The organism is Providencia sp. PROV003, from assembly GCF_045040775.1.
GTDB classification, from domain to species: domain Bacteria; phylum Pseudomonadota; class Gammaproteobacteria; order Enterobacterales; family Enterobacteriaceae; genus Providencia; species Providencia huashanensis.
The window spans coordinates 2,176,669-2,197,188 of record NZ_CP096369.1; the positions used below are offsets into that span (position 1 = coordinate 2,176,669).

A 20,520-nucleotide genomic window follows, 5' to 3' on the forward strand; every position below is an offset into this window, starting at 1 on the left:
AATACTATAAAAAAGGCGGGGGTACCCGCCTTTTTGGTGAAGAAATAATGGAAAAAAAACATTTGCATATTGCAGCTGGGATTATACGCAATTCACAGCAGCAAATTTTTATTACTAAACGCCCAGAAGGTACTCACATGGCTGGTTTTTGGGAGTTTCCGGGCGGCAAGCTTGAAAAAGGAGAATTACCAGAAGCGGCATTAATCCGTGAACTTGAAGAAGAAGTTGGCATTATTGTCACTCAAAGTGAATTATTTCACCGCGTTGACCATGAGTTTGATGATCGGTTTATTACACTTTACTTCTTTATGGTTTCCGAATGGGATAATGAACCTTATGGTAAAGAAGGGCAGGTTTCACGTTGGGTTGCTCAACAAGATCTGGTTGCGGATGAATTCCCACCAGCAAACCGTGTTATTGTTGATATGCTAAGGTAAAATCGGGTAGTTTTTAGCCCGGTACTAATTGAGGCCTAAACATAAAGAATCGTACCTGAAAGCATAATAAGTGGAAAATACATAAGGGGATAATCACCATATTTTGTATTTTCCACCTAAATTATAGATATTACTTATCGGGTTGTTCACTCCAATCATCGCTGTCAGATATGTCACCTTGACTCGCAATGCGTTTTTCTTCACTTGCCCATTCACCAAGATCAATAAGTTGGCAACGTTTACTGCAAAAAGGTCGATAAGGGCTAGTTTCATCCCAGACCACTATTTTTTTGCATGTGGGGCAATTTACCTCAATAATTTCACTCATAAATTATAACTCTAGCTAGCAACAGGATAATTCAAAATTAATTACGTCTGGTAGTATACCATTCTCACTGTCAATATGCAGGAAACGTAGAGCAAACCGTGTTTTGTGCCCTGAGATTTGCGGGTAAATCAGGTATTCTGTAGATAGCTTGATACGCAACAATTCTTTGCCTTCTACATTATCTTGGTAGAAGCCATTATTAGACTCTCTGACTTCGAATTTTCCACTTTGCCGAATTAAAGTAAGAACAGTTTTTAATGCGTCATTTAGAGGCTCAATACTTTGTAGCCAGCCGTTAATCGCTTTATCCCGTTCAACTTGAGGGATATTTAACCAGAGTTGTAATGTAGGAAGATCAAAACTACAGCATCCTCCAGGAATGCTTAGGCGTTGGCGCACCATACTAATAATTTTATCTGTACGTAAGTGATGACCAAAACGAGGCGCAGACATTAAATGGGAAATTTTACCGGATAATTGTTCTAATAATGAGGAAATCAATTCATTATCTGCGTTAGGGGCTTCAGCCCAATTGGATAACCGAGTCCGTTGTTTTTCAAGTTCTTTAATTAGCTCAGAACGAACTTCCCCTCTATCGAGAATTTCAATTAATTCTGAAACAGAGCGAAAAAAAGCGATACCTGAAGAATAAGAGGTAATATTACTAAGCTCATAAATTTGAGATAAAAGTGTTTCAAGGCGCAACCATGAACGGATCTTTTCATTCATCGGATACTCATAAGTAATAAAATTTGTTGCAATTAATTCGCCCATTTTTATTCCTATTTTTTTATTTTTGCTAATGCTAAATATTGATTGTGTAGAATTGCTACCTTATCTGAAATATCTGTGTCGTTAGTATGGTTTGTAATTATGTCATCGGCATAAGATAGACGTTTTTCACGGCTTACCTGCGCATTTAGTATATTCGTTATTTGCTCAAGACTGGTATTATCTCTTTTCAGGGTTCGTTGAATTTGTTCTTCGGGTGTTACATCTACAATTAACACTCTATTAGCCAAATGATAAATATTATTTTCAATTAATAATGGAACAACCCAGAGCACGTAAGGGTAATTTGCTTGTTGGAATTGCTTTTGTGTTTCTTGCTGAATAAGGGGGTGTAGCAGTGCATTCAACCATTTTTTTTCATTAGGGTTAGAGAAAATAATTTCCCTGAGCTTACGCCGGTTGAGAGAGCCATTAGGGAGAATAACCTCTTCACCAAAATGAGATTTAATGGTTTCTAATGCTGGTGTATTTGGCTCTACGACCTGACGCGCGATGACATCCGCATCGACAAGAGGGACACCGTATTTTGCAAACTCGTTTGCAACCGTTGTCTTTCCGCTACCAATACCACCTGTCAAAGCTACTATATAGGGCATAAAATTATTCATTTATTCATCGAAGAAAAATAGATTACACTGAAACAATCAGTTTGTCTTTACTCAATTTTGTATTAATTTCACTAGTTAAAAATAACTAGTGAAAGTACGCCATATGATATTGATATTCTGTAAATATAACAATTGTATCTTTATTAAAATAAGTTATAACCCAGTTATTACATTACCTAAATTAAATATCGGCAAATACATCGCTAACATAATCGTACCGACTAAAATTGCAATAAAAACCAATAAAATAGGCTCTAGGTTTTTGAGCGATTTTTCAGTTAAAAATAGATATTGCTCTGAATAATATTTAAATAAATATTGGGTGAAATACTGAAGCTTTCCTGACTCTTCAGCAATAGAGAGTAGCTGTACAGATAAATCAGGGAAGAATTTAGTGTGCTTCATTGCATAAGAAAGTAATTCCCCTTGGTGTACAGAGGTTTGTATTTGCCTACAATCTTTATTGTATTGGTAATTGCTGATAGTTTGAATAGTGCAACTTAAGCATTCAGATAATGATAATCCGACTCTTAATGTTGAGTGCATGGTTAAAAAATAAAGGCTTAAGTAATGGGTTTGTATTAAATCTTTGAGTAATGGTATGCGCATCATGACTCTATTTAAAATAGATTTAAGTGTAAATTTAAATTTAACTGTTAATACTGATAAAGTGAAAAATATAAATAACAGAATGATTGATTTTTCTTGTATATATTCAGAGGTAAAAATAACAACTTTAGTAACAAAAGGTAATTCATGTTGAAAATTACCATATATATTTTCAAATTGAGGGACAACATAGTACATCATAATTATTAATAGTAAGATTGAAAATAGTGATAGTGCGATTGGATAACGTATTGCTTTTTTGATAAGTAATGCATTTTTTTCATTGTGTTCTAACATTGTGCTAATAACTTGAAAGCTTTCATCGTAACGCCCTGTTTTTTCGGCAACAATTATTAGGCTGACTATTGTGTTATTAAAAATAAGAGGGTGCTTATTTAGATGCTGTGAAAGCTTATCGCCTTTTTCTAGGTTTTCAATTGAATTTTCTATCATGTTTTGCCAATAAGGAAGGTGGCAATTAGATAGTAGTATTTTTAGGCATTGAACTAGGTTAATACCTGAAGATGCCAATATACTTAATTGGTGAAAGAAATGTATTCGATAATCTATATTCTCACGATTTAAAATAAAAATCATTTTAAATTTAATTTTTAATGGGGTTAGGTTATTTTTAGTAATTGCCAAAAAAGCATTTTTCTTACTACTGGCTAAAAGGTTTTTTTTAATTAAATTGTTGTTACTGTCAATAGCAATATATGAATAAATAAACATAATTATAGTTTTCCATGCCCAATAACAGAATAAATTTCTTGCAGAGTTGTTTCACCTGATTCAACTAAAGTTAGGCCTGCTTTAAATAAGTTATCGAAACCCTCTATGCTAGAGGGCTGACCAGAAAATAATTTGCCTATCTTTGGTTGATCGATATACTCATAAATAGCGGTTCTGCCCATAAAGCCAGAGAAGCAGAGCTCACACCCTTTAGACGACCACTGATTAATAATTAGATCATCATTCAGTTTAACGGGCTGCGCTGTAATTCCTTTACAATAAGGGCAAAGCTTTCTTACTAACCTTTGTGCTATTACCATTTTTAAACACGATTTTAATTCAATATGACTAACGCCTAGCTGATTCATGCGCTCTATCGCACTAAAGGTACAATTAGTATGTAATGTTGATAAAACTAAATGCCCTGTTTGTGCGGCACGCGTGGCAATTTTAGCGGTTTCTTCATCTCTAATTTCCCCAATCATAATAATATCTGGGTCTTGTCTTAGTAATGCTCTCAGAATAAAAGCGAAGCTAAGATCATATTTTTCATTGACTTGAGTTTGATTGACCCCTTGTAAAGGGATCTCAATTGGGTCTTCGATGGTTGAGATATTTCTAGAGGACTTATTTAAATATTCAAGGGCACTATACAACGTTACTGTTTTACCGCTACCTGTAGGGCCTGTAACTAAAATTAACCCTTGTGGCTGATTTAGATAGTCTTGTAGTGAAGAAAGAAGGGAAGAGCACATCCCAATGTGCTCTAAAGAATATTTTAACTGTGTATTCAAAATGCGTAATACTAGTTTTTCACCATGAAGAGTTGGAATACTTGATAGGCGGATACTGTAATTTTTCCCATCAAAATACCAACTCATTTGCCCATCTTGTGGACGCCGTTTTTCTGCGATATTCATTTTTGCGAGTATTTTTATACGAGCAATGATTTCATTGTTAATTTCATATGGTGGGGAAGGGATAAAATATAATTTCCCATCAACCCGCAACCTAATCTTTAACCCTTGTTTGGTAGGTTCAAGATGGATGTCCGATGAACGTTTATGAACAGCGGTTTTTAGTAGGTCCTCAACAAAATCAACAGCGGGTGAGCTAACATTAAGGGACTCAGCCTCTTTAGGTTGATATTGAGTCTCTTCTTCTTTTATTTGATGTATTTCACTGTTGAAATAATGGTCGATTTTCTCTTTTGGCCAAATATCGTAGCAAACGGGTACACTTGCAATAAATTTTAGTGTGGCAATTAAATTGTCATTAGGCTTTTTTGCGACAGCGATAGATAACCTTTTGTGATTATAATCAATTATGATCATATAGTTTCTATCACATATATTTTTTAACTCTTTTAAAATATATTGCTTGTCCTTGAGTGTGTTCATGAAAACTCCTAATTAAAATACAAATGTCTTTTCACATAATGATTTTAAATTTGCATCAGTTTTACTTTCACAAAGAACTGACCATTTAAAAGGCATGCTATTTGCTGGGATTGACGGTGTTAAGGTTATATTAAGTGCTGATAGTGACTTATCACCCGTTAATTTAATAACCCCAGACTTTACTTCTATTTTACTAATGTACTTTCCTGTTATATTAGTAGGTATGTTATTATTTCCATTATTACATTGTGATAAACTTCCTTGCTCAAAACTACACAGTTCTATACTACTTTTATAGGGGAGCACCATTTGTAGTACATCTGTCATCGCAGCTTTTTGCATATACCCTTGATAACCAGGAATAGCAATAGCACTAAGTATAGAAATGATTGCGATGACTACCATTATTTCGATAAGAGAAAAACCTTGCTGATTCATAATTAAAACCTCTTTTGTTTAGTGAGGTTTAATCATAATTAATTTTTTTTAATAAACTTATCGATAAATAAAAAAATAGAAAGCGTTTTGTAAGTTTTGTAGTGTGAAAGGATGCGTTACATTATTTTTTTCGAGTGGCTTCGCAATAAAAAAAGAATTGCTTTTAAAACAGTGTTAGGTAATGAATTGTTATATAAGATAAGTGCGGTGCTATTAACAGCTAATATATATTAAAATAAAAATATTAGCTGTTAATTAAGTATAATAACTATTAACGTTTTAATTTATTTTTATATTTTTGCCAATCGAAAAATGGGCCTGGGTCTGTTTTCCTTTCAGGGGCTATATCACTGTGACCAGTAATATTATGTTTAATTAATGGGTACACAGAAATAAGCAACTGGGTTAGTTGGGCAAGAGACTGGTATTGCGCTTCAGTGAATGGTTCAAAATCTGTACCTTCCAGCTCAATGCCAATTGAAAAATCATTACATTTTTCTTTGCCTTGGTAGCTAGATTGCCCTGCATGCCAAGCTCGTAAATGAAAAGGTACATATTGAACGATCGCACCATCACGGCGTATTAAGCAGTGTACAGAAACACGAAGGTGTTTGATTTCTTCAAAAAAGGGGTGTTCTTTAGGGTTTAACTTCCCTGTAAAGAGTTGATCAATATAAGGTCCACCAAACCTACCGGGGGGGAGGCTAATATTATGGATAACCAAAAGAGAAGGAATAACATTCTCAGGGCGTTGGTCGTGGTGTGGGGAAGGGATATGAGTCACATTATTTAGCCAACCATCATGTATTTTCATATCGTTATCCATAGTATTCTCTTTTCTTTTTTGTTAATACTCGTTATCTGCGAATGAAAAGATTAGCATAGATAAAATAAGACGGGTGCATATTTTGGAGTTATAAATGCCTATACGACGTTATGATGAACAGCAAAGACGTACAATTCTTCAGGCAAGATTGGATACGGATATTCCATTTATGGTTGGTGTTGCTCTGAAAGAAGATTTAGGTCAGGTCATTGATTATAAAAGGGATATAACAGGTCAGTTATTGAATGCGGATACTCAAGCGACTGCACGCATTATCACTCGTGAAAATGGGGTCTTTTGCGGGAAACAATGGTTAGAAGAGGTGTTTCTTCAACTAGGGGGGCAAGTCAAAATTGACTGGAAAGTACAAGATGGCGAAGTTGTTACGCCAAACCAAGTATTGTGTGAGATGCATGGCCCATCACAAATTTTATTAACTGGCGAACGTACTGCGTTGAACTTTATTCAAACACTTTCATCGGTATCAAGTGTAACCGCGCAGTATGTGAAACAAATCGAGGGGACGAAAGCTAAACTGCTTGATACCCGTAAAACCATACCTGGGCTGAGAACCGCTTTAAAGTATGCTGTGCTGATGGGCGGTGGTTTTAACCATCGACTAGGGTTGTCTGACGCTTATCTAATAAAAGAGAACCATATTATCTCCGCAGGGTCTGTTGAGCGCGCTGTTGAGTTAGCTCGCCAAGCTCACCCTGATGTACCGATTGAGATCGAAGTTGAAAGTTTAGCTGAGCTATTACGTGCTTTGAAGGCAGAGGCTGACATCATTATGTTAGATAACTTCACTTCAATGATGATGAAAGAAGCCGTAGTACTCACCGCAGGGAAAGCAGCACTTGAGGTCTCAGGGGATGTTACATTAAATACAATAAAGGAATTCGCGGAAACAGGGGTTGATTTTATTTCTGTAGGGGCATTGACTAAGCATATTAAAGCAATGGATTTATCAATGCGCTTTGTTGAAAGTAAAGTATAAATTGGCCTTTCTTTTACTGTTAAAATTAATTAGATCAAAGGGTTAGTAGAATCGGAGGGCGGTAAAATGTCATTATTTTTGTCGCCCCATGATTAAACTAAATAAATAGGCTTGCGCCTATCCGCAATATTGAAATATTAGCGTGTTATTCTATTCATTACTTCCATTTTATTCTGAAGTTTTATGGTAAAAAAAGTGTGTTATCAACACACTGTGTTTCACTTAAGTCAGGGTTAACTCTTTTGTTAACATTTTCATTACAATAGATAGTGTTTTTTAGAGCCTGAATATAGGTTGGTTTTTATTGTCGATTACTTATTCAGAAAATATGAATTTAAATTTAAAGAATGACTTACTTTAACGCTTCAGCTTTTGTTTTTTAGCATAAAAAATCGGTTTTAATGTTAAAAATATTCATATGTGATTGGTTATTAAGTTATCAAATCATGCTAAATATTAAAAAAAATTGTTAAGATTTGCAGGATTTTATGATTTAGCGCAAGGTCTTTATGGACAGATAGTGAATACTTTGTTACTTTATTACCCCATAAGAAAATTGGTATTACCAATTAACACTGGGTAATACCTAATCAATAATTACTCACTAATGAATATGGCAGATTATGACTTACGGTAAAATTCGCCAACCAAAGTTATCAGATGTGATAGAGCAACGACTCGAACATCTTATTTTCGAAGGGACACTACGGCCCGGCGAAAAGCTGCCTCCTGAGCGTGAACTTGCCAAGCAATTCGACGTATCTAGGCCATCAGTGCGTGAAGCAATTCAAACGTTAGAAGCTAAAGGGCTTCTATCTCGTCGCCAAGGTGGCGGCACTTTCGTTCAAAAGAAAATGTGGCAAAGCTTCAGTGATCCTTTAGCCCAACTACTTGAAGGTAATCCCGAATCTCAATTCGATCTGCTTGAAACTCGCCATGCTCTCGAAGGTATTGCAGCTTATTATGCTGCACTTCGCGGCACAGAAGAGGATCTTGAACGAATTCGGCAAAGCTATGAACTAATTAAGACAGCACAAGAAAATGGCGGCCTAGAAGCTGAGTCAGATGCCGTATTGCAATATCAATTAATTGTGACGGAAGCTGCCCATAATGTTGTGCTATTACACCTATTGCGTTGCATGATCCCAATGCTAGAACAAAATATTCGTCAGAATTTTGAGTTCTTATATACCCGTAAAGAAATGTATAAAGCAGTTAGTGAACATAGAGCCCAGATTTTTGCAGCTATAATGGCAAGAGAGCCAGAAAAAGCGCGTGAAGCTTCTCATCGTCATTTAGCTTTTATCGAAGATTTGTTATTGGATATCAGCCGTGAACAGACAAGACGAGAACGTTCTTTACGTCGGTTACAGCAACATCCTGATTTAAATTAATAATATAGATCCTGACTGCTGCGTCTATATTATTGTGAATACTCTAAATGAGAGTTAAAGCGGCAACTACATCAGGGCCTATCTTCCCGCTATTTTTAGTCATATTGGGAAAATGGCAGGAAGATAGGCTCCATATAACCATATAAAATAGATAACAGATAAGGAATACACCATGTCAGATATGCTAAAAAATGACGTGGATCCGATTGAAACTCGCGACTGGCTACAGGCGATTGAATCGGTCATCCGTGAAGAAGGTGTTGATCGTGCTCAGTTTATTATCGAACAGGTATTAAGCGAAGCGCGTAAAGGCGGTGTTAATATTGCCGCTGGTGCATCTGGTCGTTCTGATTACATCAACACAATTGCTGTTGAAGATGAGCCGGCATACCCTGGTAACATGGATTTAGAGCGCCGTATTCGCTCGGCAATTCGCTGGAACGCAGTAATGACTGTTCTGCGGGCTTCTAAAAAAGACTTAGAACTGGGTGGCCATATGGCTTCTTACCAGTCATCAGCAACCTTATATGAAGTATGCTTCAACCACTTCTTCCGCGCTCATAATAACAATGATGGCGGTGACTTAGTATTTTTCCAAGGTCATATCTCTCCGGGGATCTACGCACGTGCTTTCTTAGAAGGTCGTCTAACTGAAGAGCAAATGAACAATTTCCGTCAAGAAATTGGCGGCAATGGTCTGTCTTCTTACCCGCACCCTAAATTAATGCCTGATTTCTGGCAGTTCCCAACCGTATCAATGGGGCTGGGGCCAATTAATGCTATTTATCAAGCTAAATTCCTGAAATACCTAAACAACCGTGGTCTGAAAGATACATCCGCTCAGCGTGTGTATGCATTCCTTGGTGATGGTGAGATGGATGAGCCAGAATCTAAAGGTGCAATTACTATTGCAACACGTGATCAATTAGATAACTTAGTTTTCGTTATTAACTGTAACCTGCAACGTCTGGATGGCCCAGTTACAGGTAACGGTAAAATTGTTAACGAATTAGAAGGTGTCTTTAGTGGCGCTGGCTGGCAAGTTATCAAAGTGATGTGGGGCGACCGTTGGGATGAACTGCTGCGTAAAGATACGAGTGGCAAACTTGTTCAACTGATGAACGAAACCTTAGACGGTGACTACCAAACCTTTAAATCACGTGATGGCGCATATGTCCGTGAGCACTTCTTCAACCGCTACCCTGAAACGGCTGCATTAGTTAAAGATATGACTGATGATGAGATTTGGGCACTGAACCGCGGTGGTCATGATCCGAAGAAAGTGTATGCAGCATTCAAAAAAGCACAAGAAACCAAAGGCAAACCAACTGTTATCTTAGCTCAAACCATTAAAGGTTATGGTATGGGTGAAACAGCAGAAGGTAAAAACATTGCGCACCAAGTGAAAAAAATGAACATGGATGGCGTTCGTCATTTCCGTGATCAATTCAATGTTCCAGTCGCTGATGAGCAAATCGAAAAACTGCCTTACGTTACTTTTGAAAAAGATTCAGAGGAATACAAATATCTGCACGAGCGCCGTCAAGCGCTGGGTGGTTATTTACCAGCTCGTCGTTCAACTTTTGATGAGAAGCTGGAAATCCCTGCACTGGAAGATTTCAGCCAATTATTAGAAGAACAATCGAAAGAAATTTCGACCACGATCGCTTTCGTTCGTGCATTGAACGTTATGTTGAAAAACAAGTCTATCAAAGAGCGTTTAGTGCCAATTATCGCTGATGAAGCGCGTACTTTTGGTATGGAAGGTCTATTCCGTCAAATTGGTATTTATAGCCCGAAAGGCCAGCAATACACACCACAAGACAGAGAACAAGTCGCATACTATAAAGAAGATTCGAAAGGCCAAATCCTGCAAGAAGGTATCAATGAATTGGGCGCAGGTTCTTCTTGGTTAGCTGCTGCAACATCTTACAGCACTAACAACTTGCCGATGATCCCATTCTATATCTACTACTCAATGTTTGGTTTCCAACGTATTGGTGACTTAATGTGGGCAGCGGGTGACCAACAAGCACGTGGCTTCTTGATTGGTGGTACTTCAGGTCGTACAACGCTAAATGGTGAAGGTTTACAACACGAAGATGGCCATAGCCATATTCAATCACTGACAATCCCTAACTGTATTTCTTATGACCCAGCATTTGCTTATGAAGTTGCTGTAATCATGCAAAACGGTTTAGAGCGCATGTACGGTGAAAAACAAGAGAACGTGTATTACTACATCACGACTCTGAACGAAAACTATCATATGCCCGCAATGCCAGAAGGTGTAGAAGAAGGTATCCGTAAAGGTATCTATAAACTGGCTTCAGTTGAAGGTAGTAAAGGCAAAGTTCAGTTGTTAGGTTCAGGTTCTATGATGCGTCATGTGCGTGAAGCGGCGGATATTCTGTCTGCAGATTATGGCATCGGCTCTGATGTATACAGCGTGACTTCATTTACTGAATTGGCGCGTGATGGCCAAGACTGTGAGCGTTGGAATATGCTACACCCATCTGAAGCTCCACGTGTTCCATATATCGCACAAGTGATGAACGATGCACCAGCAGTAGCGTCAACTGACTACATGAAACTGTTTGCTGAACAAGTTCGTACTTATGTACCAGCAAGTGACTACCGTGTTCTGGGTACAGATGGCTTCGGTCGTTCAGATAGCCGTGAAAACTTACGTCACCACTTTGAAGTGGATACTAGCTATGTGATCGTTGCAGCATTAGGTGAATTAGCTAAACGTGGTGAGATTGATGTTAAGGTCGTTGAAGAAGCGATCAAAAAATACAACATCAACCCAGATAAAGTTAACCCACGTTTGGCATAAGAGGTAAAAATCAATGTCTATTGAAATCAAAGTGCCAGATATCGGTGCTGATGAAGTTGAAGTCACCGAAGTGATGGTTAAAGTGGGTGATAAAGTAGAAGCTGAGCAATCGCTTATTACCGTTGAAGGTGATAAAGCTTCTATGGAAGTCCCATCTCCACAAGCGGGTGTGGTTAAAGAAATTAAAATTGCAGTTGGTGATAAAGTCACAACCGGTAAATTGATTATGCTGTTTGAAGCAGAAGCGGGTGCAGCAGCACCTGCTCCAGCAGAAGCACCTGCAGAGGCTCCAACGGCAGCACCAAGCGCAGCAGCGTCAAAAGACGTTGCTGTACCAGATATCGGTGGTGATGAAGTTGAAGTTACCGAAATCATGGTAAAAGTCGGTGACACCGTTGAAGCTGAGCAATCATTGATTACTGTTGAAGGTGATAAAGCTTCGATGGAAGTACCTGCTCCATTTGCAGGTACTGTTAAAGAAATCAAGATCTCGACTGGCGACAAAGTACAAACTGGCTCGCTAATTATGGTCTTTGAAGTGGCAGGCGCAGCGCCAGCAGCAGCTCCAGCTTCTGAAACGGCGGCACCAGCTGCTCCAGCAGCTTCAGCAATTAAAGATGTTAATGTTCCAGATATTGGTGGCGATGAAGTTGAAGTTACCGAAGTGATGGTTAAAGTGGGTGACACCGTTGAAGCTGAGCAATCAATCATTACGGTTGAAGGCGACAAAGCATCAATGGAAGTGCCTGCACCATTTGCGGGAACTGTTAAAGAAATCAAAATTGCGACTGGCGACAAAGTGAAAACTGGCTCGCTGATTATGACTTTTGAAGTTGCGGGTGCTGCGGCACCAGCACCTCAAGCATCAGCACCTGCTCAAGCAGCAACGCCAGCTCCTGCGGCGGCTACTCCAGCTAAAGCCGCTGATAGCAAAAATGAATTCGTTGAAAACGATGCATATGTACATGCAACGCCAGTTATTCGTCGCTTAGCGCGTGAATTTGGTGTTAACTTAGCGAAAGTAAAAGGTACAGGTCGTAAAGGTCGTATCCTGCGTGAAGACGTTCAAGCTTACGTGAAAGATGCGGTTAAACGCGCAGAGTCTCCAGCAGCAGCTGGTGGTGGTTTACCAGGCATGTTGCCGTGGCCAAAAGTGGATTACAGCAAATTCGGTGAAGTCGAAGAAGTTGAACTGGGCCGTATTCAAAAAATCTCTGGTGCTAACCTGAGCCGTAACTGGGTGATGATCCCGCATGTTACGCTAATGGAAGAAGTAGATACCACAGAAGTTGAAGAATTCCGTAAGCAACAAAATAAAGAAGCAGAGAAAAAACAGCTTGGCGTGAAAATTACCCCACTGGTATTTGTCATGAAAGCCGTTGCTCGCGCACTGGAAGAAATGCCACGCTTTAATAGCTCGATTTCTGAAGATGCGCAGCGTTTATTCCTGAAAAAATACATCAACATCGGTATTGCAGTTGATACACCAAATGGCTTAGTTGTTCCTGTCTTTAAAGACGTTAACAAAAAAGGCATTTTAGAGTTATCTCGCGAACTGATGGAAGTTTCTAAGAAAGCACGTGCAGGTAAACTGACTGCATCTGATATGCAAGGCGGATGTTTCACTATTTCTAGCCTTGGTGGTATCGGAACAACCGGCTTTGCACCAATTGTGAATGCACCAGAAGTTGCGATTATGGGGCTGTCACGTTCTGCAATGAAACCAGTTTGGAATGGTAGTGAGTTTGTTCCTCGCCTGATCCTGCCTATGTCACTGTCCTTTGACCATCGTGTTATTGATGGCGCTGATGGAGCTCGCTTCATTACCTTAGTAGGGCAATTAATGAGCGATATTCGCCGCTTAGTGATGTAAATAATAAGACCGGCTTATAGGCCGGTCTGCTTTATTTAGGCTGAGACAGAATTTTTTGCTGCTGCTACGAAAGGTTGGGAGTTACATCACGAAATGAGCCTTTTCAGGGTGTTAACAATTCTGTAAACTGCTCTCGGTGTGTACTTTTCCAGTGGAAAATCGTTTATTCAGCAGTACCGCTGGACAAAACAAAAAGAGGTCATGATGAGTACTGAAATTAAAGCCCAAGTCGTTGTGCTTGGTGCAGGCCCTGCAGGTTATTCTGCGGCTTTCCGTTGCGCTGACTTAGGTTTAGAAACTGTTTTAGTAGAACGTTATTCAACGCTTGGTGGGGTTTGTTTAAACGTTGGCTGTATCCCTTCAAAAGCTTTATTGCATGTTGCAAAAGTGATCGAAGAAGCAAAAGCTTTAGCTGAGCACGGTATTGTTTTTGGTGAGCCAAAAACTGACATTTCCAAAGTTCGTTTATGGAAAGAAAAAGTGATTAATCAGCTGACTGGCGGTCTAGCTGGTATGGCTAAAGGCCGTAAAGTTAACGTGGTTAATGGCTTCGGTAAATTTACAGGCGCTAATACTCTGGTTGTTGAAGGCGAAAATGGTAGTACGACTATCAATTTCGATAACGCAATCATTGCTGCAGGTTCCCGTCCAATTCAATTACCATTTATCCCACATGAAGACCCACGTATTTGGGATTCAACAGATGCATTAGAACTGACTGAAGTTCCTGAGCGTCTGCTGGTGATGGGTGGTGGTATTATCGGTTTAGAAATGGGGACTGTGTATCATGCACTGGGTTCTCAAATCGATGTGGTTGAAATGTTTGACCAAGTCATCCCAGCGGCTGACAAAGATGTGGTTAAAGTATTCACCAAACAAATCAGTAAAAAATTCAACCTACTGTTAGAAACTAAAGTAACAGCAGTTGAAGCGAAAGAAGACGGTATCTACGTTTCGATGGAAGGTAAAAAAGCTTCCGCAGAACCACAACGTTATGATGCGGTATTAGTGGCTATCGGCCGTGTTCCTAACGGTAAAAACTTGGATGCAGGCAAAGCAGGCGTCGAAGTTGATGATCGTGGCTTTATCCATGTGGATAAACAAATGCGCACTAACGTGCCACATATTTTCGCTATCGGTGATATCGTTGGTCAGCCAATGTTAGCGCATAAAGGTGTGCATGAAGGTCACGTTGCCGCTGAGGTTATCTCTGGTCTGAAACATTACTTTGACCCGAAAGTTATTCCTTCTATTGCCTATACTGAGCCAGAAGTTGCATGGGTTGGTTTAACTGAGAAAGAAGCGAAAGAGCAAAATATCAGCTATGAAGTTGCGACTTTCCCATGGGCAGCATCAGGCCGTGCAATCGCATCTGATTGTTCAGAAGGTATGACTAAACTGATTTTCGACAAGCAATCTAACCGTGTTATTGGTGGTGCTGTTGTCGGTGTCAACGGTGGTGAATTACTGGGTGAAATCGGCCTAGCAATTGAGATGGGTTGTGATGCCGAAGATTTAGCATTAACTATCCACGCGCACCCAACACTGTACGAATCAATCGGTATGGCTGCTGAAATTTACGAAGGTAGCATTACTGATTTACCAAACGCTAAAGCGAAAAAGAAAAAATAATTTTCTTTAACTGCACTGATAAACAGTATCTCTAGTATGCTGTTTATCACCAAAGCGAATTGAAGCCAATGTGGAAACATGTTGGCTTTTTTTTGTTTTTGTGAATATAAACAACTAGTCACATGTTTCAGTTCAATTATTTATTAAAATCTAAACAAATATTAATTGAAAATAATTTAATTACCTTCAGAAAAAACATTGCGGAGATTGAAAAACCGCTCGGCTGGAAATTTTTAATTGACCCACAAAAATATCCTTGTACATAAAAATGGCATTCAAATAGGAAATAGGACTTTAATTGAAATGCCAAATAAAGGTAACGCAAAGGTTTTTAATGGAGCATCAGAAGTAGAAATTAAGCAGTAAAGGCACTGTGCTTTATTGGCAAGTCGATAATTTTAATTTGGCCTGTGAACATTTCACTCAGTTAGGAGCAAAATTATATCGAGGGCCAATGTTAATCGATGATAACAACCACATGTGCCAGTTTATTGACCGCTTCGGAAATTTACTTGGAATAAAAGGTTAATAAAATCAATAAAATCCTTTAAATAGATTAAAACCAATCGTAATGATTTACCTTATCAATTAGTAATGTAAATAAAATTACGATAATAAATATAATTTGTGATACCCAAAGGAAAAAGCCATAAAAGAGGGTGCTTTAATCAGCGAAATGCATTATAAAAAGTATGGTTTTTTCAGCTTTTTATAAAGATTTATAATCTCTTAAGCTAAAAAATAACCCGTAATTAAGTGTTAAGGCATGAAGTTAGTAGATAAATGTTACTTTCTTGTGAATGAATTAACATTGCGTTTAAATTCTGCTATGCTGAGAGCCCGAAGCTGGACATAATTTTACCGCCATTGAGATTATGCGAGCAAATTCCTCTGACCTGGCACCGGATGATATTTTTATCAGTAAGGTGCAGACAGCCGGGTATATAAATAACAAAGAAGCGAGGAGAACGTCGTGCTAGAAGAATACCGTAAGCACGTAGCCGAGCGTGCCGCTCAAGGGATTGTCCCTAAGCCATTAGATGCGTCACAAGTAGCTGCACTGGTAGAGTTACTAAAAAACCCACCCAAAGGTGAAGAAGATTTCTTGTTAGACCTGCTAACCAACCGCGTCCCCCCTGGTGTTGATGAAGCAGCGTACGTAAAAGCTGGATTTTTAGCCGCAATTGCTAAAGGCGAAACTTCCTCTTCTCTTATCTCCCCTGAAAAAGCCATTGAATTACTAGGTACCATGCAGGGCGGATATAACATCCATGCACTAATTGAAGCTCTTGATGATGCTAAATTAGCGCCTATCGCAGCGAAAGCCCTTTCCCATACATTATTAATGTTTGATAACTTCTACGACGTAGAAGAAAAAGCGAAAGCTGGAAATGCGCATGCGAAACAAGTTATTGAATCATGGGCTGATGCTGAGTGGTTCAAACAGCGCCCTGCATTAGCAGAAAAAATGACCGTGACTGTTTTTAAAGTCACTGGCGAAACGAATACTGATGACTTATCTCCAGCTCCGGATGCATGGTCACGTCCTGATATCCCTCTACACGCTTTAGCCATGCTGAAAAATGCGCGCGATGGTATTGAACCAGACGATGCGGGCAATGTTGGCCCAATCAAGCAAATCGACGCGCTAAATAAGAAAGGCTTCCCATTAGCTTACGTGGGTGACGTAGTCGGTACCGGTTCTTCTCGTAAATCAGCCACTAACTCCGTGCTGTGGTTTATGGGTGATGATATCCCATTTGTGCCAAATAAACGTGGTGGTGGGGTAGTATTAGGCGGCAAAATTGCCCCAATCTTCTTCAATACGATGGAAGATGCTGGTGCGTTACCGATTGAAGTGGATGTGTCTAAACTAAATATGGGTGATGTTATTGATATCTATCCATTTAAAGGTGAAGTACGCAACCATGAAACAGGTGAGCTGCTTGAAACATTTGAATTAAAAACGGATGTTTTAATTGATGAAGTCCGTGCCGGTGGCCGTATTCCATTGATTATTGGCCGTGGTTTAACTAACAAGGCTCGCGAATCATTAGGTTTAGAAGCAACTGATGTATTCCGTCATGCGAAATCTGTAGCTCAAAGCAACCGTGGTTTCTCATTGGCACAGAAAATGGTTGGTCGTGCTTGTGGTCGCCCGGGTATCCGCCCAGGTGAGTATTGTGAGCCAAAAATGACGTCAGTAGGTTCACAGGATACAACAGGCCCAATGACACGTGATGAGCTAAAAGACTTAGCTTGCCTTGGTTTTTCTGCTGACTTAGTGATGCAGTCATTCTGTCACACTGCGGCGTATCCAAAACCTGTTGACGTTACTACGCACCATACATTACCGGATTTCATCATGAACCGTGGTGGTGTTTCTCTGCGTCCGGGCGACGGTATTATCCACTCTTGGTTAAACCGTATGCTCTTGCCTGATACCGTCGGTACAGGTGGTGACTCACATACGCGTTTCCCTATTGGTATTTCATTCCCAGCAGGGTCAGGGCTAGTTGCGTTCGCAGCGGCAACAGGGGTAATGCCTCTGGATATGCCTGAGTCTGTTTTAGTTCGTTTCAAAGGTGAAATGCAACCAGGTATCACATTACGTGACCTTGTTCATGCCATCCCTTTGTATGCGATTAAAGACGGCCTTCTGACTGTTGAGAAAAAAGGTAAGAAAAATATTTTCTCAGGTCGTATTTTAGAAATCGAAGGTTTGCCAGAACTGAAAGTTGAACAAGCGTTTGAATTAGCTGATGCTTCAGCAGAACGTTCAGCCGCGGGTTGTACTATTAAATTAGATAAAGCGCCAATCACTGAATACTTGCAATCGAATATCGTTTTATTGAAATGGATGATCGCTGAAGGTTATGGCGACCGCCGCACTATCGAACGTCGTATTAAAGGTATGGAAAGTTGGTTAGCTGATCCGCAACTGCTCGAAGGCGATGCAGATGCAGAATATGCTGCAGTGATTGAAATTGACTTAAACGATATTAAAGAGCCAATTTTGTGTGCACCAAATGACCCTGATGATGCACGTTTACTGTCTGATGTCCAAAACGAGAAAATTGATGAAGTGTTTATCGGTTCTTGTATGACAAACATCGGTCACTTCCGTGCAGCAGGTAAATTATTGGATTCTCACAAAGGCCAGTTACCAACCCGCTTATGGGTTGCTCCACCCACTAAGATGGATGCAGCACAATTAACCGAAGAAGGTTATTACAGTGTGTTTGGTAAGAGTGGTGCAAGGATTGAAGTTCCAGGCTGTTCACTGTGTATGGGTAACCAAGCGCGTGTGGCGGATGGGGCAACGGTTGTTTCGACATCAACCCGTAACTTCCCTAACCGTTTAGGAACAGGGGCGAATGTGTATCTTGCATCAGCTGAGCTTGCTGCAGTTGCTTCATTGTTAGGCCGTTTACCAACGCCTGCAGAGTACCAGCAATTTATGGATAAAGTCGACGAAACAGCAGCGGATACATACCGTTACTTGAACTTTGACCAATTATCACAATATACCGAAAAAGCGGATGGCGTGATTTTCCAAACAGCGGTTTAAGCCACTTTTTATATTAACCGTAAAGGCTCCTAATTTAGGGGCCTTTTTTGTCTCTATTGCAGAATATTGAGTTAAATGTATTGTGAAATTTCAATTAGGTTTAAGTCAGGGTCGCGTAAATAAATTGACATAATTGGCCCCACTGCACCAGTACGTTTCACTGGCCCTTCTACAATTTTTACACCTTGTTGTTCGATGTGTGCCTGTACCTGTTCAAGGGGGATATCGCTAATAAAACACAGGTCTAATGCGCCGGGAACGGGTAAATGTGCTTTCGGCTCAAATTCCTTTCCATATTGATGAATATTTATTTTTTGCTGACCGAATTGCAGGGCATAGCGTTGTTCACCAAAGGTCATCACTGACATCTTTAATACACGCTGGTAGAAATCAAGGCAGGCATCAAGGTGAGTGGTTGTTAGGACTAAATGGTCTAAGCGGTTGATCATTGGAACTCCTATAATCTAAACAGAGGTTATTATCATTTTTTAGTCATTTAATATTAAGTGAATATAAAAATTATAGTGTTGAAATTGGTGTTTTATCGAATTTTCTTTCAGCGAGCAGGTAATACCTCTCAACAAACGTGATTGTCTCACGTTATACTGGTCATAATGACGCAAAGAGTAGAGGTATTGCATATGGACTACCAATTTTTCCAAGATATCACCGGAGCTATCTCCGCTAAATTCTCGATGGATCATGAGGCTATTGGATATTGGCTTAATGAAGAGGTTAAAAATAACCTTAGTCTGTTAGATGCTATCGAAGATAATTATAAAAAAGTCAAGGGCAGTGAAAAGCAGTGGGAGCTTATTGGTCATGAATATACACTGTTACTTGATGATGAAGAGGTGATGATCCGAGCTAATCAATTATTCTTTGAAACAGATGGCCTAGAAGAGGGAATGAGTTATTACGATAATGAAAGTATTGCATTTTGCGGTATCGATGACTTTCTTTTAATGTTAAAAGATTACCGTGTTTTTGTTATTGAAAATGGGAAAAAATAATTTTTTTAGTGATTTGTTTTGTATTTCTATAAATTATCGCTATTATTTTCAGGGTATAGCTAGCTATTAAACTTTTTATTAGAAACTTAAATGGCTAGGGTTGATATTGATAATGAGATCCAAAAGGGCATATATATATGAATACTGATGATGTTACAGGGGCGTTGAATAATGCAACGAATTGGTTTGTGGCAAACCAAGATCTGTTAGTTCAGTATGTGGTGAACATCGTGTCAGCTATTGTTATCCTCATAGTCGGTATGATGGTAGCAAAAGCAGTCGGGCGCGGTTTGCATCGCGTAATGACGATGAAAGGCATTGACGCTACAGTGAGTGATTTTTTATCTGCAATAGTTCGCTATACGATTGTTGCGTTTACCTTAATCGCGGTATTAGGCAAAATTGGTGTACAGACAGCTTCTGTTATTGCGGTAATGGGGGCGGCAGGTTTAGCGGTTGGTTTGGCATTACAAAATTCACTCGGTAACTTTGCTGCTGGTGTATTACTGGTAATATTTAGGCCATTAAAAGCGGGGGAGTATGTCACTATAGGTGCGGTTGAAGGCACGGTGCAAAATGTGCAAATATTCTCAACTACACTAAAAACAGTTGATGACCGCATTATTGTTATTCCAAATGGCAAAATAATTGCTGATAACATAATTAACACCTCACGTGAACCTAACCGTCGTCAAGATATCATTGTCGGGGTGGCTTATGACTCTGATATTGATACCGTGAAAAAAGTATTAGGTGATATTGTTGCGGCTGATGAACGTATTCAGCACAGCAAAGGGGTCACGATACGTTTACATGATATGGCGCCATCTTCATTAAATTACGTAGTGCGTTTTTGGACGACAAATGGGGATGCATGGCCAGTGTATTGGGATCTGCTAGAAGAATTCAAGCGTGCCTTAGATAAGCACCAAATTGGTATTCCATTCCCACAAATGGATGTCCATTTATACAAACAAGATACAGCAACGAATAAAGTATCAGCAGAGTAATTTGCATTAATATTTAAAAAT

Annotated in this window: 17 protein-coding genes; 9 read left to right on the forward strand and 8 right to left on the reverse strand. The window is 39.4% G+C overall.

Features of this window, described 5'->3' with window-relative positions:
* Positions 1 to 47 precede the first annotated feature (47 nt).
* A complete protein-coding gene (mutT, locus tag M1F14_RS09835; protein ID WP_042845097.1) occupies positions 48 to 437 on the forward strand; it encodes an 8-oxo-dGTP diphosphatase MutT in 390 nt (129 codons plus the stop codon).
* A gap of 130 nt (positions 438 to 567) precedes the next feature.
* Here the strand turns inward: mutT and yacG are convergent, their stop codons facing one another.
* From yacG to ampD, 7 genes are all read right to left on the reverse strand, one after another.
* On the reverse strand, positions 568 to 765 hold the full coding sequence (gene yacG, locus M1F14_RS09840; protein WP_042845096.1) for a DNA gyrase inhibitor YacG: 198 nt from the start codon (positions 763 to 765) through the stop codon (positions 568 to 570).
* Between the two features lie 15 nt (positions 766 to 780).
* Positions 781 to 1,539 carry a cell division protein ZapD gene (gene zapD, locus M1F14_RS09845; protein WP_042845094.1) on the reverse strand — a complete coding sequence of 253 codons (759 nt, stop codon included), beginning with the start codon at positions 1,537 to 1,539 and terminating at the stop codon, positions 781 to 783.
* 8 nt (positions 1,540 to 1,547) lie between these two features.
* Complete coding sequence (gene coaE / locus M1F14_RS09850; RefSeq protein ID WP_042845092.1) at positions 1,548 to 2,153, reverse strand: dephospho-CoA kinase; 606 nt, start codon at positions 2,151 to 2,153, stop codon at positions 1,548 to 1,550.
* A gap of 165 nt (positions 2,154 to 2,318) precedes the next feature.
* Complete coding sequence (locus M1F14_RS09855) at positions 2,319 to 3,506, reverse strand: type II secretion system F family protein (RefSeq protein ID WP_071548281.1); 1,188 nt, start codon at positions 3,504 to 3,506, stop codon at positions 2,319 to 2,321.
* Between the two features lie 2 nt (positions 3,507 to 3,508).
* On the reverse strand, positions 3,509 to 4,906 hold the full coding sequence (locus M1F14_RS09860; protein ID WP_042845090.1) for an ATPase, T2SS/T4P/T4SS family: 1,398 nt from the start codon (positions 4,904 to 4,906) through the stop codon (positions 3,509 to 3,511).
* Positions 4,907 to 4,918: 12 nt separating this feature from the next.
* Positions 4,919 to 5,344: a prepilin peptidase-dependent pilin gene (ppdD, locus tag M1F14_RS09865; protein WP_042845088.1), complete on the reverse strand. Its 426-nt coding sequence runs from the start codon at positions 5,342 to 5,344 to the stop codon at positions 4,919 to 4,921.
* Positions 5,345 to 5,615: 271 nt separating this feature from the next.
* Positions 5,616 to 6,158, reverse strand: coding sequence for a 1,6-anhydro-N-acetylmuramyl-L-alanine amidase AmpD (ampD, locus tag M1F14_RS09870; RefSeq protein ID WP_405127781.1), 543 nt, complete (start codon positions 6,156 to 6,158; stop codon positions 5,616 to 5,618).
* A 106-nt stretch (positions 6,159 to 6,264) separates the two neighbouring features.
* Here ampD and nadC point away from each other — a divergent pair, with 106 nt between their 5' ends.
* The 6 genes from nadC (at position 6,265) to acnB (ending at position 18,476) form a co-directional block, all read left to right on the forward strand.
* The gene (gene nadC / locus M1F14_RS09875; protein WP_042845085.1) at positions 6,265 to 7,167 is read left to right on the forward strand and encodes a carboxylating nicotinate-nucleotide diphosphorylase; all 903 of its coding nucleotides are present in this window, start codon (positions 6,265 to 6,267) and stop codon (positions 7,165 to 7,167) included.
* A gap of 623 nt (positions 7,168 to 7,790) precedes the next feature.
* Positions 7,791 to 8,561, forward strand: coding sequence for a pyruvate dehydrogenase complex transcriptional repressor PdhR (gene pdhR, locus M1F14_RS09880; protein WP_042845083.1), 771 nt, complete (start codon positions 7,791 to 7,793; stop codon positions 8,559 to 8,561).
* Positions 8,562 to 8,733: 172 nt separating this feature from the next.
* Positions 8,734 to 11,400: a pyruvate dehydrogenase (acetyl-transferring), homodimeric type gene (gene aceE / locus M1F14_RS09885; protein WP_042845081.1), complete on the forward strand. Its 2,667-nt coding sequence runs from the start codon at positions 8,734 to 8,736 to the stop codon at positions 11,398 to 11,400.
* A gap of 13 nt (positions 11,401 to 11,413) precedes the next feature.
* Entirely contained in the window at positions 11,414 to 13,273 is a 1,860-nt protein-coding gene (gene aceF / locus M1F14_RS09890) for a pyruvate dehydrogenase complex dihydrolipoyllysine-residue acetyltransferase (RefSeq protein ID WP_181468668.1), read from the forward strand.
* 204 nt (positions 13,274 to 13,477) lie between these two features.
* Positions 13,478 to 14,905 (forward strand): dihydrolipoyl dehydrogenase, encoded by a 1,428-nt coding sequence (gene lpdA / locus M1F14_RS09895; RefSeq protein ID WP_094301215.1) that lies wholly within the window; start codon positions 13,478 to 13,480, stop codon positions 14,903 to 14,905.
* Between the two features lie 973 nt (positions 14,906 to 15,878).
* A complete protein-coding gene (acnB, locus tag M1F14_RS09900; protein ID WP_042845076.1) occupies positions 15,879 to 18,476 on the forward strand; it encodes a bifunctional aconitate hydratase 2/2-methylisocitrate dehydratase in 2,598 nt (865 codons plus the stop codon).
* Positions 18,477 to 18,547: 71 nt separating this feature from the next.
* On the opposite strand, the gene M1F14_RS09905 is transcribed toward acnB, so the two are convergent.
* A complete protein-coding gene (locus M1F14_RS09905) occupies positions 18,548 to 18,925 on the reverse strand; it encodes a VOC family protein (RefSeq protein ID WP_042845074.1) in 378 nt (125 codons plus the stop codon).
* Between the two features lie 192 nt (positions 18,926 to 19,117).
* Between M1F14_RS09905 and M1F14_RS09910 the strand changes: the two genes are divergently transcribed.
* The gene (locus M1F14_RS09910) at positions 19,118 to 19,489 is read left to right on the forward strand and encodes a YacL family protein (RefSeq protein ID WP_042845072.1); all 372 of its coding nucleotides are present in this window, start codon (positions 19,118 to 19,120) and stop codon (positions 19,487 to 19,489) included.
* A 137-nt stretch (positions 19,490 to 19,626) separates the two neighbouring features.
* The gene (mscS, locus tag M1F14_RS09915) at positions 19,627 to 20,499 is read left to right on the forward strand and encodes a small-conductance mechanosensitive channel MscS (RefSeq protein ID WP_048607929.1); all 873 of its coding nucleotides are present in this window, start codon (positions 19,627 to 19,629) and stop codon (positions 20,497 to 20,499) included.
* Positions 20,500 to 20,520 lie beyond the last annotated feature (21 nt).

Excerpts from the sequence above, each read along its gene's own strand:
- mutT (WP_042845097.1), top strand. The coding sequence starts at position 48 with ATGGAAAAAAAACATTTGCATATTGCAGCTGGGATTATACGCAATTCA.
- yacG (WP_042845096.1), bottom strand. The coding sequence starts at position 765 with ATGAGTGAAATTATTGAGGTAAATTGCCCCACATGCAAAAAAATAGTG.
- zapD (WP_042845094.1), bottom strand. The coding sequence starts at position 1,539 with ATGGGCGAATTAATTGCAACAAATTTTATTACTTATGAGTATCCGATG.
- coaE (WP_042845092.1), bottom strand. The coding sequence starts at position 2,153 with ATGCCCTATATAGTAGCTTTGACAGGTGGTATTGGTAGCGGAAAGACA.
- M1F14_RS09855 (WP_071548281.1), bottom strand. The coding sequence starts at position 3,506 with ATGTTTATTTATTCATATATTGCTATTGACAGTAACAACAATTTAATT.
- M1F14_RS09860 (WP_042845090.1), bottom strand. The coding sequence starts at position 4,906 with ATGAACACACTCAAGGACAAGCAATATATTTTAAAAGAGTTAAAAAAT.
- ppdD (WP_042845088.1), bottom strand. The coding sequence starts at position 5,344 with ATGAATCAGCAAGGTTTTTCTCTTATCGAAATAATGGTAGTCATCGCA.
- ampD (WP_405127781.1), bottom strand. The coding sequence starts at position 6,158 with ATGAAAATACATGATGGTTGGCTAAATAATGTGACTCATATCCCTTCC.
- nadC (WP_042845085.1), top strand. The coding sequence starts at position 6,265 with ATGCCTATACGACGTTATGATGAACAGCAAAGACGTACAATTCTTCAG.
- pdhR (WP_042845083.1), top strand. The coding sequence starts at position 7,791 with ATGACTTACGGTAAAATTCGCCAACCAAAGTTATCAGATGTGATAGAG.
- aceE (WP_042845081.1), top strand. The coding sequence starts at position 8,734 with ATGTCAGATATGCTAAAAAATGACGTGGATCCGATTGAAACTCGCGAC.
- aceF (WP_181468668.1), top strand. The coding sequence starts at position 11,414 with ATGTCTATTGAAATCAAAGTGCCAGATATCGGTGCTGATGAAGTTGAA.
- lpdA (WP_094301215.1), top strand. The coding sequence starts at position 13,478 with ATGAGTACTGAAATTAAAGCCCAAGTCGTTGTGCTTGGTGCAGGCCCT.
- M1F14_RS09905 (WP_042845074.1), bottom strand. The coding sequence starts at position 18,925 with ATGATCAACCGCTTAGACCATTTAGTCCTAACAACCACTCACCTTGAT.
- M1F14_RS09910 (WP_042845072.1), top strand. The coding sequence starts at position 19,118 with ATGGACTACCAATTTTTCCAAGATATCACCGGAGCTATCTCCGCTAAA.
- mscS (WP_048607929.1), top strand. The coding sequence starts at position 19,627 with ATGAATACTGATGATGTTACAGGGGCGTTGAATAATGCAACGAATTGG.